The sequence below is a fragment of the Streptococcus sp. SI1 genome (genome assembly GCF_030439945.1).
GTDB lineage: Bacteria > Bacillota > Bacilli > Lactobacillales > Streptococcaceae > Streptococcus > Streptococcus intermedius.
This window is the reverse complement of sequence record NZ_JAQFJE010000008.1, coordinates 73,428-89,814: the sequence shown is the minus strand read 5'-3', so window position 1 is coordinate 89,814 and position 16,387 is coordinate 73,428. Positions and strand designations below refer to the sequence as shown.

Annotated in this window: 16 protein-coding genes and 2 pseudogenes; 17 read left to right on the top strand and 1 reads right to left on the bottom strand. The window is 40.4% G+C overall.

The genetic code is table 11. From position 1 onward, the window contains the following. Window positions 1-11: 11 nt before the first annotated feature. The 11 genes and pseudogenes from PCY10_RS09445 to dnaJ all read left to right on the top strand — a co-directional run bounded on the left by PCY10_RS09445 (window position 12) and on the right by dnaJ (window position 10,634). A pseudogene (locus PCY10_RS09445) lies at window positions 12-705 on the top strand (histidine phosphatase family protein). Window positions 706-1,013: 308 nt separating this feature from the next. Further along, window positions 1,014-1,712 carry a histidine phosphatase family protein gene (locus PCY10_RS09440; protein ID WP_021003182.1) on the top strand — a complete coding sequence of 233 codons (699 nt, stop codon included), beginning with the start codon at window positions 1,014-1,016 and terminating at the stop codon, window positions 1,710-1,712. Further along, window positions 1,699-2,474, top strand: a pseudogene (locus PCY10_RS09435) (D-alanyl-D-alanine carboxypeptidase family protein). The gene PCY10_RS09440 and the pseudogene PCY10_RS09435 overlap by 14 nt, the downstream one beginning before the upstream one ends. Before the next feature lie 216 nt (window positions 2,475-2,690). Next, complete coding sequence (locus tag PCY10_RS09430) at window positions 2,691-3,014, top strand: PadR family transcriptional regulator (protein ID WP_021003181.1); 324 nt, start codon at window positions 2,691-2,693, stop codon at window positions 3,012-3,014. Beyond that, window positions 3,014-3,586: a DUF2812 domain-containing protein gene (locus PCY10_RS09425; protein WP_021003180.1), complete on the top strand. Its 573-nt coding sequence runs from the start codon at window positions 3,014-3,016 to the stop codon at window positions 3,584-3,586. The genes PCY10_RS09430 and PCY10_RS09425 overlap by 1 nt, the downstream gene beginning before the upstream one ends. 41 nt (window positions 3,587-3,627) lie before the next feature. Next, on the top strand, window positions 3,628-4,467 hold the full coding sequence (locus PCY10_RS09420; protein WP_021003179.1) for an ABC transporter ATP-binding protein: 840 nt from the start codon (window positions 3,628-3,630) through the stop codon (window positions 4,465-4,467). Next, entirely contained in the window at window positions 4,460-5,188 is a 729-nt protein-coding gene (locus PCY10_RS09415; RefSeq protein WP_112384775.1) for an ABC transporter permease, read from the top strand. The genes PCY10_RS09420 and PCY10_RS09415 overlap by 8 nt, the downstream gene beginning before the upstream one ends. A gap of 163 nt (window positions 5,189-5,351) precedes the next feature. After that, a complete protein-coding gene (gene hrcA / locus PCY10_RS09410; RefSeq protein ID WP_112384796.1) occupies window positions 5,352-6,386 on the top strand; it encodes a heat-inducible transcriptional repressor HrcA in 1,035 nt (344 codons plus the stop codon). 35 nt (window positions 6,387-6,421) lie between these two features. Further along, entirely contained in the window at window positions 6,422-6,958 is a 537-nt protein-coding gene (gene grpE / locus PCY10_RS09405; RefSeq protein WP_112384774.1) for a nucleotide exchange factor GrpE, read from the top strand. Window positions 6,959-7,214: 256 nt separating this feature from the next. Beyond that, window positions 7,215-9,047 (top strand): molecular chaperone DnaK, encoded by a 1,833-nt coding sequence (gene dnaK / locus PCY10_RS09400; RefSeq protein WP_021003176.1) that lies wholly within the window; start codon window positions 7,215-7,217, stop codon window positions 9,045-9,047. 450 nt (window positions 9,048-9,497) lie between these two features. Next, a complete protein-coding gene (gene dnaJ / locus PCY10_RS09395; RefSeq protein ID WP_021003175.1) occupies window positions 9,498-10,634 on the top strand; it encodes a molecular chaperone DnaJ in 1,137 nt (378 codons plus the stop codon). Between the two features lie 29 nt (window positions 10,635-10,663). Here dnaJ and PCY10_RS09390 read toward each other — a convergent pair whose 3' ends face one another. After that, complete coding sequence (locus PCY10_RS09390) at window positions 10,664-11,137, bottom strand: NUDIX hydrolase (RefSeq protein ID WP_021003174.1); 474 nt, start codon at window positions 11,135-11,137, stop codon at window positions 10,664-10,666. A gap of 121 nt (window positions 11,138-11,258) precedes the next feature. On the opposite strand from PCY10_RS09390, the gene truA reads away from it, so the two are divergent. The 6 genes from truA to rpoE all read left to right on the top strand — a co-directional run bounded on the left by truA (window position 11,259) and on the right by rpoE (window position 16,224). After that, a complete protein-coding gene (truA, locus tag PCY10_RS09385; RefSeq protein WP_082312365.1) occupies window positions 11,259-12,008 on the top strand; it encodes a tRNA pseudouridine(38-40) synthase TruA in 750 nt (249 codons plus the stop codon). Then, window positions 11,998-12,771, top strand: a complete 774-nt coding sequence (locus PCY10_RS09380) for a bifunctional hydroxymethylpyrimidine kinase/phosphomethylpyrimidine kinase (protein ID WP_082312131.1) — start codon at window positions 11,998-12,000, stop codon at window positions 12,769-12,771. Before truA ends, PCY10_RS09380 begins: the two co-directional genes overlap by 11 nt. Then, window positions 12,749-13,222, top strand: coding sequence for an ECF transporter S component (locus PCY10_RS09375; RefSeq protein ID WP_020999100.1), 474 nt, complete (start codon window positions 12,749-12,751; stop codon window positions 13,220-13,222). Before PCY10_RS09380 ends, PCY10_RS09375 begins: the two co-directional genes overlap by 23 nt. Before the next feature lie 212 nt (window positions 13,223-13,434). Further along, window positions 13,435-13,998: a TIGR01440 family protein gene (locus PCY10_RS09370; protein WP_021003171.1), complete on the top strand. Its 564-nt coding sequence runs from the start codon at window positions 13,435-13,437 to the stop codon at window positions 13,996-13,998. A gap of 117 nt (window positions 13,999-14,115) precedes the next feature. Next, entirely contained in the window at window positions 14,116-15,399 is a 1,284-nt protein-coding gene (gene tig / locus PCY10_RS09365) for a trigger factor (protein WP_009569331.1), read from the top strand. A gap of 237 nt (window positions 15,400-15,636) precedes the next feature. Further along, window positions 15,637-16,224, top strand: coding sequence for a DNA-directed RNA polymerase subunit delta (gene rpoE / locus PCY10_RS09360; protein WP_003074392.1), 588 nt, complete (start codon window positions 15,637-15,639; stop codon window positions 16,222-16,224). The last annotated feature ends 163 nt before the right edge of the window (window positions 16,225-16,387 follow it).

Below are 16,387 nucleotides of genomic sequence, written 5' to 3'. Positions count from 1 at the left end.
GCGATATTGAAATGGGCAAAACACAATTATACATTATTCGTCATGGGAAGATGATGTTTAATACCATTGGCAGAGCCCAAGGCTAATCAGATACTCCTCTGACTGCTGAAGGGGAACTAGGGATTCGTGAGTTGAGGATTGGACTGAGAGAATCAGGGTTGACATTTTCAAAAGCATTTTCAAGTGACTCGGGTCGAACCATTCAGACCATGGGGATTGTGTTGGAGGAACTTGGCTTAACCGGTCATATCCCTTATGCTTTTGATAAAAGAATCCGCGAGTGGTGTTTTGGTAGTTTTGATGGAGCTTATGGTGGCGATCTTTTTCATGGTGTGATTCCACGAGTGCTTGATGTAGAAGATTATAAGAAACTAAGCTTGTAGGAGTTGGCAGATGGTCTAGGAGAGGTGGACACGGCCAGCTGGTCAGAGACTTGGGAACAGTTGAGCGGTCGATTTTAGAAGGATTTGCAGCTATTGCAAAAGATGTAGAAAGTTCTGGCGGAGGCAATGCTCTGGTTGTTAGTCACAGCATGACAATCGGTACTTTCGCTTGTTTGATTGATCCATCGATTATCTTAAATCCTGGTGTACAAATGGCAGCGTAACGGTCATAGAGTATGAAAATGGAAAAATCACCATTCAAACATTAGGAGACCTGTCTTACCGTCAAGTAGGTGCTAAGATATTGGAGGGACAAAAATAATTAAGAGAGACTGAAATGCTTCCTCGCTTTAAAGTAGATGATGGATATAGCTGCTAGTTGCTTAAAGATCTTCTGTGAGACTACAGAGAAACTTTTGGCCTTCAAGTTTGGAAATAGATTTAATAAAGAAAATGCCGTTTCCCTATTGACAACTTCAGATAGGTTAGTAGACTATTTGAATCATGTTAGGGTGAGACTATGAACTAAAAAAATCAAATTTTAATTCAGTCTCATTCCTTTTTCATTCATCTCGCAAATGATTTTCTATAAAAAGTGATATAATGTAGTAAGAAAAACGGAGGTGAAATATGGCAAAGACAAAATTATATATTGTTCGCCATGGGAAAACGATGTTTAACACCATTGGTCGGGCACAAGGCTGGTCTGATACGCCTTTGACTGATGTAGGAGAACGTGGGATTCGTGAACTTGGAATTGGACTGCGTGAATCCAAGCTTCAATTTTTAAAAGCCTTTTCTAGCGACAGTGGACGAACCATACAAACTATGGGGATTATTTTAGAGGAACTTGGCTTGACAGAGCGCATTCCTTATCGCACAGATAAACGAATCCGTGAATGGTGTTTTGGTAGTTTTGATGGAGCCTATGATGGTGAACTGTTTATGGGAGTAATGCCCCGTGTTTTTAACGTAGAGCATGTTCATCAATTGAGTTATCCTGAGTTGGCTGAAGGCCTAGTAGAAGTAGATACTGCAGGTTGGGCTGAAAGTTGGGAACAATTGAGTGGTCGCATTTGGACAGGATTTTCAGATATTGCTAAAGAAATAGAAGCTGCTGGTGGGGGGAATGCTTTAATTGTTAGTCATGGTATGACCATCGGAACCTTTGTGTATCTCATTAACCAAACGAGACCGCATGGTTTAGATAATGGCAGTGTGACTGTTATTGGTTATGAAGATGGCCAGTTTACCATTGACTGTGTCGGAGATATGTCTTATCGAGAGACTGGTGCCAAAGTAATGGAGGAAGAAGTTGAAACACGCTAAACATCGCAGAGAAAATCGAAGCCTAAGCATATTGGGTTAACAGTTCTGCTGTTAATTGTCTTGTGTCTGGCAGCTGGAGGAACGGCGATTTATTGCCGTTCCTCCCTGTTTTAGAACCTTCTTGGTAAGATTCAGTTTTCGGGATTGTTTAGTAGTTCTGCTAAAAAGGGCTCTTTTAGCTCAGAGAGTTCGCGGTCTGATTTGTCCAAGGCGTCTGACTGGAATTTGATTTTGGTTAATCGTGACAACCAGCAAGAAGAAAAGATGCCTGATCTGACTTAGATTGGAGAGGTACAGGTGGACAGCCGCATTGGTGAAAACACTCGGCAATTCCTAGCTGCAGCCCAAGCGATAACTCTGCAAGACACTCTAATCTCTGGCTATTGCAGCCGAGTAGAGCAGGGGGAACTTTATAACGAAAAAGTTGCTGGGGAAGTAACCAAAGGCTTGTCGAATGAAGAAGCAGTCAGCATCGTGTTGAAGCAGGTGCAGCTTCCAGGAGCCAGCAAGTATCAAACGGGCTTGGCTATTGATATGAGTGTTCCAGAAGGCCAGGAGGATGAACTAGCAGGCAAGATTGACCAACTAGCTCCCCAATATGGTTTTGTCCTTCGCTATCCGGATGGCAAGAGTGCCATTACTGGAGTTGATTTTGAGAACTGGCATTACCGCTATGTCGGTGTAGAGAATGCCCAGTATATGCAGAAGCACAATCTGGTTCTGGAAGAATATATCGCCCTACTTAAAGCAGCGGGGAAATAAAAAAGCAAGTCAGGTTTTCCTGGCTTTTTTTTATGCTGATTTATCAGGATGCAGCTCTATAATCACTTATGCTTCTGACTTAAAGCTACAAGTATTAAAAGATAAAAACGAATCACTTTCTGTAAAAAATATTTCTAAATTCTTGACAACTATATCGGACTGCGATATAATTTTTATATCAAGGTTCGATATATCGAGATAAAAGTGAGGTAAAAAGTGAGTGAGTTAACAGAAAAGCTTAGGCGGGTCTATGCGCCTATGACAGAGACAGGTTTTTATATCCTCTTCTGTCTTCAGAAAGAGAGGCACGGTTACAGTATTACTCAAAAAGTCAAGCAATTGACAGAAGGACAGCTATCTATTAGCCCAGGAACCATGTACGGAACCTTGGCAAAGATGGAAAAAGATGGTCTGATAGCCTTTGTTCGCGAGGAAGAAAAGAGAAAACTGTATTCTATCACGAAGCTTGGAAGACAGATTTTAGAGTTGGAAATCCAGCGGATTGAGCGCCTTTATCGCAATAGTAAGGAGGAAGTTTGATGGAAAAGAAAATTGTCTATAAAATCTTTACCATTGCAGACTATGACAGAGAAGCGGTTTATTTAAAAGACATGCATAGCCAAGGCTGGAAATTGAAAAAAGTAAGTTATTCTCCCTTTCTTGTTGCAGTTCGCTATACCTTTGAAGCATGTCTGCCTCAGGAAGTGGCCTATCAATTAGATTTTCGCCCCATAAAGAAAGCGGAACAAGAACCCTATTATCAACTGTTTGAGGATTGTGGCTGGGAGCATATTACAAACTTTAATCAATTTTCTTATTTCCGCAAGCCAGTTTCTCAGCTTGATGCAGACAGCGATCTTGAAATCTATAATGACGCATGGTCTAAGCTAGAAATGGTCAAGCGTTTGCTTATATGGCGATTTTTGCCAGCTATTATGGTTTTGTGTGTCACTACCTATCTCATTCTAGATATTTTCCAGAAGAGTTTGAAAGCAAGTCTATTATTCAAATCAATCTTAGCAATAGACTGTGTTATATTGCTCATTCTGTTCTGTCAACTGCTTCATATTGGTTTGAGTTTCTGGAAAATGAAGCAGGAACTGAAAGACTGATTGCAGTTTTGTTAAATACTGTTTTGAAAGTGAGGGAAACAATGAAAAAGACGATTATTGAAGTGCAAGGCTTGAAAAAGAAGTTTAAGGAACAAGAAGCCTTGGCAGGAATCGATTTTTCCATCCAAGAGGGAGAAATTTTTGGCTTCCTAGGACCGTCTGGATCTGGTAAAACTACGACCATCAATATCTTGACTGGTCAGTTATCTGCTGACGCTGGAACAGCCTATGTGCTGTCTGCACCAGTTGAGGATTTAAAGGCAGAAGTGCTGGAGCAGATAGGGATTGTCAGCGATGCTAGCGGTTTTTATGAAAAGATGTCACTTTATAAAAATCTCAAGGCCTATGCTATGCTCTTTGGTGTTAAGATGACAGAAGTCGATAAACTTCTCCGAAAAGTGGGGCTCTATGATAGCCGCAACAAGGTAGCTGAAAAACTATCTACCGGCATGAAGCAGCGCATGTTACTGGTTCGTGCCTTGATTAATCGACCTAAACTGCTCTTCTTGGATGAGCCGACTAGTGGCTTGGATCCGTCAACCTCTCGCACTATTCACGAATTACTATTGGAACTAAAGGCTCAGGGGACAACTATTTTTCTGACGACTCATGATATGCAGGAAGCTACTCTTTTGTGTGATCGCTTGGCCTTGCTAAGTAAAGGGAAACTAGTCGAAATAGGCAGTCCGCATGATATTATCCAAAAGTATAATACAGATAAGAAAGTTTGCTTAGAGTATGCGGATTTATCAACTAAGACGGTGGCCCTTGAGGAACTGCAAGGTGGGGTGAACCTATCAAATGTCATTAGTATTCATTCTTGCGAACCAACTTTGGAAGATGTTTTCATCACTTTGACAGGAGGTACCTTAAATGTCTAGTAAGTTAAAAGGTATGATTTGGCTGAGAGGTCAAGTGACACTAGCTAATAAAAGTATTCTATTGCAGGTTTTCATGCCGATTTTCCTCATTTTTCTCTATAAATTTATGTTTTCTCTAAATGGAGCAGGTCAAGAACTAGGAGCAGATAGACTGGCTATGATGCTGCTCAATATCTCGCTGCCATTTTCCTTAGCTATGTCTGTTGGGACGCCCATTATCATCATTCTAGCTGAGGAGAGAGAAAAACATAATTTGCAAAGTTTGCGCTTGGCTGGTGTGACAGCTGGTCAATACATTCTCTCTGTCTTAATCTGGCCAGCGATTATTGGAATTTTTTATATTGTCATTACCCCAATTTTGGTAGGAGCTAAGCTTTCTAATCATGTATTTAGCTATAGTTTGGTTCTCTTATTGACCATGCTAGTCTTAATTTTCTTCTTTTTAATGGTTGGTCTATTTTGTAAAAATCAGGTCATGGCACAATCTCTTAGTGTTCCAGCTATGCTCTTGGCGACATTTATTCCTATGTTTTCAAATATGAGTGAGGATTTATTTAAGGTGTTGCGTTATAGCTTTATGGGTCTATTTACTAGTTATATGAAAGGTTGGGCTCATTTCCATTTATGGAGCGGAGAATTTTTGGCTCTGCTACTTTGGTTGCTTCTTTTTGCAGGACTTTCTTTCTATTTGATGCGCCATTTGCAAATTCTGGACGACTAATCTAGGTCGCCAGACTGATTTTTAGCACTCTTGTAAAAAGAGTGCTAATTTTTTGAGTTTTTGTCTTGACTTTGGAGTAGAAGAGTGTATAATAGAATCATGAGTTAGCACTCGAGGTGATTGAGTGCTAATTGAGATTGGAATCTTGATTGGAGGTGATGCCGTGGTCACGGAGCGTCAAAATGAGATTTTGAATTTGATTATTGATATCTTTACCAAGACTCACGAGCCAGTCGGATCCAAAGCGCTACAAGAGTCAATCAAATCAAGCAGTGCGACGATTCGTAATGATATGGCTATTCTTGAAAAACAAGGCCTTTTAGAAAAATCACACACATCAAGTGGACGTAAGCCTAGTGTTGCAGGTTTTCAATACTTTGTCAAACATTCACTTTCCTTTGATCGTCTCGCTGAAAATGAACTCTATGAAGTGATAAAGGCATTTGATCGTGAATTCTTCAAGTTAGAGGATGTTCTTCAACAGGCAGCAGATGTTCTTTCAATGTTGAGCGGATGTACAGTGGCAGCACTTGATGTAGAGCCAAGTCAACAACGCTTGACTGCTTTTGACATCGTGATTCTCAGCCAACATACAGCTTTAGCAGTTTTCACTTTAGATGAGTCCAATACGATTACCAGCCAGTTCATGATTCCTCGTAATTTTCTACGAGGTGATTTGGTTCAGCTGAAAGAATTGATTCAAGATCGTTTTTTAGGACAAACAGTTCTTAATATTCACTATAAAATCCGAACAGAGATTCCTCAGATTATCCAGCGTTATTTTACAACGACCGACAATGTTCTGGATCTTTTCGAGCATATCTTTAGTGATATTTTCAAAGAAAATGTCATTGTGTCTGGGAAGGTAAGATTATTAGATTTTGCAGATTTAGAGAGTTATCAGTTCTTTGATCAGCCCCAAAAAGTTGCTTTTGAGCTTCGAGATAGTTTAGCTGAAGATCAGATACAAAGCGTGCGCGTGGCAGACAGTAGAGAAAGCTGTTTGGCTGATTTGACACTAATTTCCAGCAAATTCCTGATTCCTTATCGAGGTTTTGGGGTGCTGGCAGTTGTTGGTCCGGTCAATCTTGACTACCAACGGCTGGTCAGCCAGATGAATGTTGTCAACCGTGTGCTGACCATGAAATTGACTGATTTTTATCGATATCTGAGTAGTAATCACTATGAAGTCCATTAATTATAGTATAAATATTCCTAAAAAGGAGGTGCCTTGTGGCAAAACATAAACAAGAAGAACATTCAGAAGATGTAGAAGTAAAAGAGGAAGCTGTAGAAACAGCTGAACAAGTTGAATCAGCAAGCCCTGAAAAAACAGAATTAGAACTAGCTAATGAGCGTGCAGAAGATTTTGAAAACAAATATCTCCGTGCTCACGCTGAAATGCAAAATATTCAGCGCCGCGCTAATGAAGAACGCCAGCAGCTGCAAAGATACCGCAGTCAGGATCTGGCAAAAGCTATCTTGCCTTCGTTGGACAATTTAGAGCGAGCCCTGGCTGTCGAAGGGTTGACGGATGATGTCAAAAAAGGTTTAGAGATGGTGCAGGAAAGCTTAATTCACGCTCTGAAGGAAGAGGGAATTGAAGAAATCGCAGCTGACGGAACGTTTGATCATAACTATCACATGGCCATTCAAACAGTTCCAGCTGATGATGAGCACCCTGCCGACACTATTGCGCAGGTCTTCCAAAAAGGCTACAAACTCCACGATCGTATTCTTCGACCAGCAATGGTGGTTGTTTACAACTGAGTGGTAAGTTTGACATCTTTTGTTTTGTCCGAAACGACAATAAACTATGAGGAAAGATAAGAGGCAAGCCGGAGGCTTGCAAGGAAGATATTTCCCGCCGTGGTGAAAGTTTCAGTAGCTTGTGCTACTGAAACAGGGGATTTTTGAGACAATAGGCTCAAAAATAAGTGATGAAATCCCGTAGGGAGTTGCTCACGTCCCCACCACTTAAGGGAAATATCAAAAATAGAAAATTAATTAACAAGGAGAAAAACACATGTCTAAAATTATCGGTATTGACTTAGGTACAACAAACTCAGCAGTTGCAGTTCTTGAAGGAACTGAAAGCAAAATCATCGCAAACCCAGAAGGAAATCGCACAACTCCGTCTGTCGTGTCATTCAAAAATGGTGAAATCATCGTTGGTGATGCGGCAAAACGTCAAGCAGTGACAAACCCAGATACAGTGATTTCTATCAAATCAAAAATGGGGACTTCTGAAAAAGTTTCTGCAAACGGTAAAGAATATACTCCACAAGAAATCTCAGCTATGATTTTGCAATACTTGAAAGGTTATGCAGAAGAGTACCTTGGTGAAAAAGTAAGCAAAGCGGTTATCACAGTACCTGCTTACTTTAACGATGCGCAACGTCAAGCAACAAAAGACGCTGGTAAAATCGCTGGTCTTGAAGTAGAGCGTATCGTCAACGAACCAACTGCAGCAGCCCTTGCTTACGGTCTTGACAAACAAGATAAAGAAGAAAAAATCTTGGTATTCGACCTTGGTGGTGGTACCTTTGACGTTTCAATCCTTGAGTTGGGTGATGGTGTCTTTGATGTATTGGCAACTGCTGGTGACAACAAACTCGGTGGTGACGACTTTGACCAAAAGATTATTGACTACATGGTAGCTGAGTTTAAGAAAGAGAACGGCATCGACTTGTCAAATGATAAGATGGCTGTGCAACGTTTGAAAGATGCAGCTGAAAAGGCTAAGAAAGACCTTTCAGGTGTGACTTCTACGCAAATCAGCTTGCCGTTCATCACAGCTGGTGACGCTGGACCTCTCCACTTGGAAATGACTCTGACTCGTGCAAAATTTGATGATTTAACGCGTGACCTTGTAGACCGTACAAAAGAACCAGTTCGCCGTGCTCTTTCTGACGCAGGTTTGAGCTTGTCAGAAATTGACGAAGTTATCTTGGTTGGTGGGTCAACTCGTATCCCAGCTGTTGTAGAAGCTGTTAAGGCTGAAACTGGTAAAGAACCAAACAAATCAGTAAACCCTGACGAAGTAGTTGCTATGGGTGCTGCTATCCAAGGTGGTGTCATTACTGGTGATGTCAAAGACGTTGTCCTGCTTGACGTAACACCATTGTCACTTGGTATCGAAACAATGGGTGGTGTCTTCACTAAACTGATTGACCGCAACACAACGATTCCGACTTCTAAATCACAAGTCTTCTCAACTGCAGCAGACAACCAACCAGCCGTTGATATCCACGTTCTTCAAGGTGAACGCCCAATGGCAGCGGATAACAAGACTCTGGGGCGTTTCCAATTGACAGATATCCCAGCTGCTCCTCGCGGAATCCCTCAAATCGAAGTAACCTTTGACATTGATAAGAACGGTATCGTATCTGTTAAGGCCAAAGACCTTGGAACTCAAAAAGAACAAACAATTGTTATCCAATCTAACTCAGGTTTGACAGACGAAGAAATTGACCGTATGATGAAGGATGCAGAAGCAAACGCTGAAGCAGATAAGAAACGTAAGGAAGAAGTTGACCTTCGTAACGAAGTAGACCAAGCAATCTTTGCGACTGAAAAAACTATCAAGGAAACTGAAGGAAAAGGCTTCGATGCAGAACGTGATGCTGCTCAAACTGCCCTTGATGACCTTAAGAAAGCCCAAGAAGACAACAACTTGGACGACATGAAAGCGAAATTGGAAGCTCTTAACGAAAAAGCCCAAGCTCTAGCAATGAAACTTTACGAACAAGCTGCTGCTGCTCAGCAAGCCCAAGCAGGAGCAGAAGGTGCAAATCAAGCAAATACAGGCGATAACAAAGGTGATGATGTCGTAGACGGAGAGTTTACGGAAAAGTAAGATGTTGAGGCGTTAGGAAAACGAAAGAAAAATAGGAAGCCATCACCTTGTGCGATGCACAAAAGATAGCTTATCTTTTTTCCGAAGTTTTTAGCCGAAACTCAATACAGCCTAACTCGTTAAGAATGATTAATCACTAAAGTGATTGTCATTCCTACGGCAATCGCTATGGCGCCTTGCCTAAACGCTGTACTACTTCTAAAACAAAGTGTAATCGACTTTGTTTCAGAAGGTCGTAATGATAAGAAGAAATCCAGAGGTTGCAGCCCAGCCTCTGTTTTTCGGTAAGAAAGAAATTGGAATGGAAACTTCCGGTTCTTTCTTGTACTAAATTAGAAAGGAACTGAACCCGACCTAAATTCTCAGAAAAAAGAGAAATCAGCCTAGGAGCATCACTCCGTCACCTGATTTCCTATTTTTCAGTTGAATTTTACGGTCTTGGTATCTTACATGAACAATACAGAATATTATGACCGTCTAGGCGTCTCCAAGAATGCTTCTCAAGACGAGATCAAGAGAGCCTATCGGAAATTATCTAAAAAGTATCATCCGGACATCAATAAAGAATCAGGTGCTGAAGAAAAATATAAAGAAGTCCAAGAGGCTTATGAAACCTTGAGCGATGAGCAAAAACGGGCAGCTTATGATCAATATGGTACCGCAGGTGCTAATGGCGGCTTCGGCGGTGGAACTGGCGGTTTCGGAGGCTTTGATGGTTCTAGCTTTGGTGGTTTTGAAGATATTTTTTCTAGCTTCTTTGGCGGAGGTGGTTCAACTCGCAACCCGAATGCACCTCGTCAAGGGGATGACCTTCAATATCGGGTCAACCTGAAGTTTGAAGAAGCCATTTTTGGTACAGATAAAGAAATTAAATATCATCGTGAGGCTACCTGCCATACTTGTCATGGTTCGGGTGCGAAACCAGGAACTAGTCCAGTCACTTGTAGTCGCTGTCACGGAGCAGGAGTGATTAATGTTGATACGCAAACTCCTCTTGGTATGATGCGTCGCCAAGTAACTTGTGATGTCTGTCATGGGCGAGGGCAAGAAATTAAAGAACCTTGCCAAACCTGTCACGGAACAGGGCATGAAAAACAAGCTCATAGTGTCCATGTAAAAATCCCAGCAGGTGTTGAAACTGGTCAGCAGGTTCGTCTGTCTGGTCAAGGTGAAGCAGGCTTTAATGGTGGTCCTTATGGTGACCTTTATGTCGTGGTCCAAGTTGAGCCGAGCGACAAGTTTGAGCGAGATGGCTCTACCATTTACTACAAGCTCAATCTCAACTTTGTCCAAGCAGCTCTTGGTGACAGTGTGGATATTCCAACTGTTCACGGGGATGTGGAGCTGAATATCCCAGAAGGAACACAGACTGGCAAACGATTCCGTCTGCGTGGTAAGGGAGCACCGAGTCTGCGCGGTGGAAGCATGGGTGACCAGTATGTAACTGTCAATGTTGTGACGCCGACTGGCCTCAACGATCGTCAAAAAGCAGCGCTGAAAGAGTTTGCAGAAGCTGGTGATATTAAAGTCAATCCAAAGAAAAAGGGCTTCTTTGATAAAATGAAAGATGCTTTTGAAGGAGAATGAAATAAACGGGGATCACACTGTTCCCCGTTTTACTGTGCTATATTTCTTGTAATGATGTGTTGCACGCCCGAATTTAATTCGTTTAAAATGTGCGGAATGAAATTTGGAAATACCTTGTAATTTTCTAATTCTTGAATAGGAATCCAGTAAACCTGTTCATTCCCTATTTGGTTTTGAAATTGTTTCCCTTTAGATTTCATAAGATAGTATAGGCAAATCTCATGACAATCTAGTCCTGTTAAAACACCACTTGAATTTGAAAAGAAATTTTCATGAAGACAAAGCAAACGATCAATTGCATACTGCTGTCCCGTTTCTTCTATAATTTCTCGCAAGACAGCCTCTTCTGTTGTTTCACCAAATTGAACGGCTCCACCAACGGAGTAGGCATAGTCTTCGGTAGTGTTTTGTATAAAGCAAACAGCTTCTTCTTCAATAATGATAGCAGCTACTCGATAGCGAAAACGCTGCTGTCCATTTGTGTAACTAATATCTGCTGGCATTTATTTCTCCTTAGTTGCTTTATTGTATATTCTTTCGTTAATGTTGTCAAGTCAAACTGTACCCATACAGTTTGACTTTTATAGTCTTGCGATGGGCATTTTTTCTTGTTACAATAAACACATGACACGATATAAAGCGATTATTTCTTATGATGGCCATGACTTTGCTGGTTTTCAGCGACAACCTCATGAACGTAGTGTGCAGGAAGAAATTGAAAAGACCTTGATCAAAATCAATAGTGGAAAACAAGTTGTTATCCATGGAGCTGGACGCACGGACAGTGGCGTTCACGCTTTGGGACAAGTCATTCATTTTGATTTGCCACAAAAAAGAGATGAAGAAAAGCTACGTTTTGCTCTTGATACACAGACGCCAGAAGACATTGATTTTATTAGCGTAGAAGAGGTGGATGATAAGTTTCATTCCAGATATAGGAAACATAGCAAAACCTATGAATTTATAGTAGATATTGGACGCCCTAAAAATCCCATGATGCGTCATTATGCAACACATTATCCTTATCCACTTGATTTGAAACTGATGGAAAAAGCAATCGTAAAGCTAGAAGGAACTCATGATTTTACGGGATTTACAGCTTCAGGGACTAGTGTAGAAAATAAAGTTCGAACAATTACAAGAGCCCGTTTAGAGTTTGATGAAAATCGTAATTTTCTGATTTTTACCTTCTCTGGTAATGGATTTTTATATAAGCAAATTCGCAATATGGTTGGAACATTGCTGAAAATTGGGAATGGACGAATGCCTGTTGAGCAGATTGATAGAATTTTAATAGAGCAAGATCGTCATTTGGCTGGTCCAACAGCGGCTCCAAACGGACTTTATCTAAAGGAGATACGGTATGAAGAATAATTATATTTTAGCTATATCAGGGAATGATATTTTTAGTGGTGGTGGCTTACATGCTGATTTAGCAACTTATACAGTCAACCGGCTTCATGGTTTTGTAGCAGTAACTTGCTTAACAGCTATGACAAAGCAAGGTTTTGAGGTTCTTCCGGTAGATACAACGGTCTTTGCTCAGCAGCTCGATTCTCTCAAAAATGTGCCTTTTTCAGCCGTTAAGCTAGGCCTTTTGCCAAATGTAGAGCTGGCAGATTTAGCTTTAGATTTTGTGAAAGCTCATGTTGATATTCCAGTTGTACTGGATCCTGTCTTAGTTTGTAAAGAAAATCATGACGTTGAGGTCTCGGCACTTCGAGATGAATTACTAAAATTCTTCCCTTATGCCAGCATTATCACACCAAATTTGCCAGAAGCTGAGCTCTTGGTTCAAAAAGAGTTGCGAACGGTGGAAGACGTAAAAGAAGCGGCTAGAACTCTCTATTCCTTAGGGGCTAAGACTGTTGTTATCAAAGGAGGGAATCGTCTAGATTCTCAAAAAGCAGTTGATGTTTTTTATAATGGAGAGCAATTTCAAATTCTGGAATCACCTGTTTTAGACAACAATAACACAGGTGCTGGCTGTACCTTTGCTTCCAGCATTGCCAGTCAGCTTTTGCTAGGAAAATCCACTTTTGAAGCGGTTCAAATTTCAAAAGAATTTGTTTACCAAGCTATCCAATACTCAGATCAATATGGGGTCGTTCAATATGAAAAAGAATCAGACGTATAGACTTGTCCTTTTATCCATGATTGCTGCGTTGACAGTTGTTTTGGGCTACTATTTAAAAATTCCAACACCGACGGGGATTTTAACGTTCCTTGATGCGGGGATTTTCTTTACTGCTTTTTACTTTGGTAGAAAAGAAGGAGCAATTGTTGGTGGTTTAGCTGGATTTCTCATTGATTTGATTTCTGGCTATCCACAGTGGATGTTTTTTAGCTTGCTTTTTCATGGCCTACAAGGATATTTTGCAGGTTTGAAAGGGAAAAGTCGCTATCTCGGCTTGCTATTAGCTACTCTTGTTATGGTAGGAGGATACGCTCTCGCATCTACTATCATGCACGGTTGGGGAGCAGCTTTCCCAGAAGTGTTTCCTAACTTTTGTCAAAACACTTTGGGGATGCTTGTTGGAGCTATCTTAAATAAGGTGATGACCGATATTTTAGGAAAGTATGATTGAAGATTTTGAGGTGAAATTACCTAGATTTTTAGAATGAAGTGCAGTAATCAAGAGTATCTTTAATTTTTTGTCAAACAAAGGCTAATGTCTGACTTAGCAATCTACGTGGGAGTAGTGGAGCAGCGAAAGTGATTTTTGCTCCACTCTTTTTAAATGTTTATTTGTAAAAATGTTTAGAATGGTTTATGATAAGGATAAAAAGAGGTGGAATGATGGATTTACAAGAATTGAAAAAACAAACTGAAACCATTTTGGCAGATATTTTAGAGAAATCGGCACTTTCTTCAGGTGATATTTTTGTCCTTGGTTTGTCATCTAGTGAGGTGACTGGAGGGCATATTGGGAAAAATTCCAGTCAAGAAGTGGGAGAAGCTATTGTCAAAACTATGTTGGATACGTTGTCAGTTCGCGGAATTTACTTGGCGGTTCAGGGCTGTGAACATGTGAATCGCGCTTTGGTCGTGGAGAAAGAATTGGCGCAAAAACAAAACTTGGAAATTGTCAATGTTCTGCCAACTCTTCATGCTGGTGGAAGTGGTCAATTAGCAGCTTTTAAATATATGAACAACCCAGTTGAAGTGGAATTTATTACGGCTCAAGCAGGGATGGACGTCGGAGATACGGCAATTGGTATGCATATTAAGCACGTCCAAATTCCGGTACGACCAATTTTGAGAGAACTCGGAGAAGCGCATGTGACTGCACTTGCCAGCCGACCAAAACTCATCGGCGGAGCACGAGCTACTTACCAAAAGGATAAAATCCGGAAAGTGTAAAGCGAAAAATCAGCAAGTTGTTGGGAAATGGCAAATTTTCATTAGAAAATTTGTGAATTAATGTGTATTTATGGTATAATTGATTGTATTCAATAAATTTTAAGGAGAAATGACAGAATGTCTGTATCATTTGAAAGCAAAGAAACAAATCGCGGAGTTTTGACATTTACAATTAGTCAAGAACAAATCAAGCCAGAATTGGATCGCGTATTTAACTCAGTTAAGAAAAATCTGAATGTACCAGGTTTCCGTAAAGGTCATCTTCCACGGCCAGTGTTTAACCAAAGATTTGGGGAAGAAGCTCTTTACCAAGACACGCTGAATGCTCTTCTCCCAGCTGCCTATGAGGCGGCAGTTAAAGAAGCAGAAATTGAAGTTGTCGCTCAACCACAATTTGATGTGACGTCTATGGAAAAAGGTCAAGATTGGACGATTACTGCTGAAGTGGTTACAAAACCTGAAGTAAAATTAGGTGAATATAAAAACTTAGAAGTATCTGTTGATGTCTCTAAAGAAGTATCTGATGCAGATGTAGATGCAAAAATTGAACGTGAACGTAATAACTTAGCAGAACTTGTATTGAAAGAAGATAAGGCTGCTAATGGTGATACAGTTGTAATTGATTTTGTTGGAACAGTTGATGGTGTTGAATTTGATGGTGGAAAAGGAGATAACTTCTCACTGGAGCTTGGAAGCGGTCAATTCATTCCAGGCTTTGAAGATCAATTGGTTGGGCATGCTGCTGGTGAAACAGTGGAAGTAAATGTAACATTCCCAGAAGACTATCAGGCAACAGACCTTGCTGGTAAAGATGCTAAGTTCGTAACCACAATTCACGAAGTCAAAGAAAAAGAAGTTCCAGCATTGGATGATGAACTTGCTAAAGACATCGATGAAGATGTTGAAACACTGGATGAATTAAAAGAAAAATATCGTAAGGAATTAGCTGAGTCAAAAGAAGCTGCTTTTGACGATGCTGTTGAATCTGCAGCGCTGGATCTTGCTGTAGAAAATGCAGAGATTATCGAATTGCCAGAGGAAATGGTTCATGAAGAAGTTCATCGCTCTGTAAATGAGTTTCTTGGAAATATGCAACGACAAGGTATTTCACCAGATATGTATTTCCAAATTACTGGCACAACCCAAGAAGATCTTCACAAGCAACATGAAGCTGATGCCGAAAAACGTACTAGGACTAATCTTGTGATTGAAGCTGTTGCAAAAGCAGAAGGATTTGAAGCGAGCGATGAAGATATTGAATCAGAAATTTCATCACTTGCAACTGACTACAATATGGAAGTAGAGCGTGTTCGGCAACTTCTTTCAGCAGATATGTTGAAACATGATATTGCTATTAAAAAAGCCGTTGAATTGATTACAAGTACTGCGACAGTAAAATAATCTAATGAGACATAAGGCAAGTTCAGTCGGAGGTTCGGCTGAATTGCCTTTTTGCTTCTTTTTATATAAAAGTAGAAATCGTGTTGGTGAAAAAGAGTGATTTTATTGAATGGAGGGTAAAATTCTTTTGACGAAAGAAGATTTTTATCGTACAATAAAAAGTAGCGAAAATTGAACAATTAAATTTTTGGGAGCTAATGCGGGCAAAAGCTCTCAAACCTTAGAAGGAGATCAACTTTGGAATTAGAAGTATTTGCTGGACAAGAAAAAAGTGAGCTTTCTATGATTGAAGTGGCACGTGCTATCTTAGAGACACGTGGTCGTCATCATGAAATGTATTTTAACGATCTTGTCAATGAAATTCAAAATTACCTTGAAAAATCAAATAGTGATATTCGTGAAGCATTGCCACTCTTTTATACAGAATTGAATGTGGACGGTAGTTTTATTTCTCTAGGGGATAACAAATGGGGCTTGCGTTCCTGGTATGCCATTGACGAAGTAGATGAAGAAATCATTACACTTGAAGAAGATAATGAAGAAGCTCCTAAGAAACGGAAGAAGAAACGTGTGAATGCCTTTATGGACGGAGATGAAAACGCCATTGACTATAATGACGATGATCCAGAAGACGAAGATTCATACGAAGCGGATCCTGCTCTCAATTATGACGAGGACAATCCAGACGATGAGAAAAGCGAAGTGGAAGCTTACGATGCTGAAATTAACGAAATTGCACCTGATGATTTAGATGAAGAAGTCGAACTCAATGAAGAAGATGAGGAGTACTCAGATGATGAGGTAGATTCAGAGGATGAAGAATAGTTAAGTCCACTAACGTTTGCTTCTGTTCTTATTTGACAAAAAATTTATTCTGCGTTATTATAATATCGGGCACTTCTTTTAAGAAGTCAAAAGCTCCCTAGCTCTAGGGAGCTGTTTTTGTTTTTACTATTAGGGATGACCACGCCTGAAAGCGTCGAAAAGA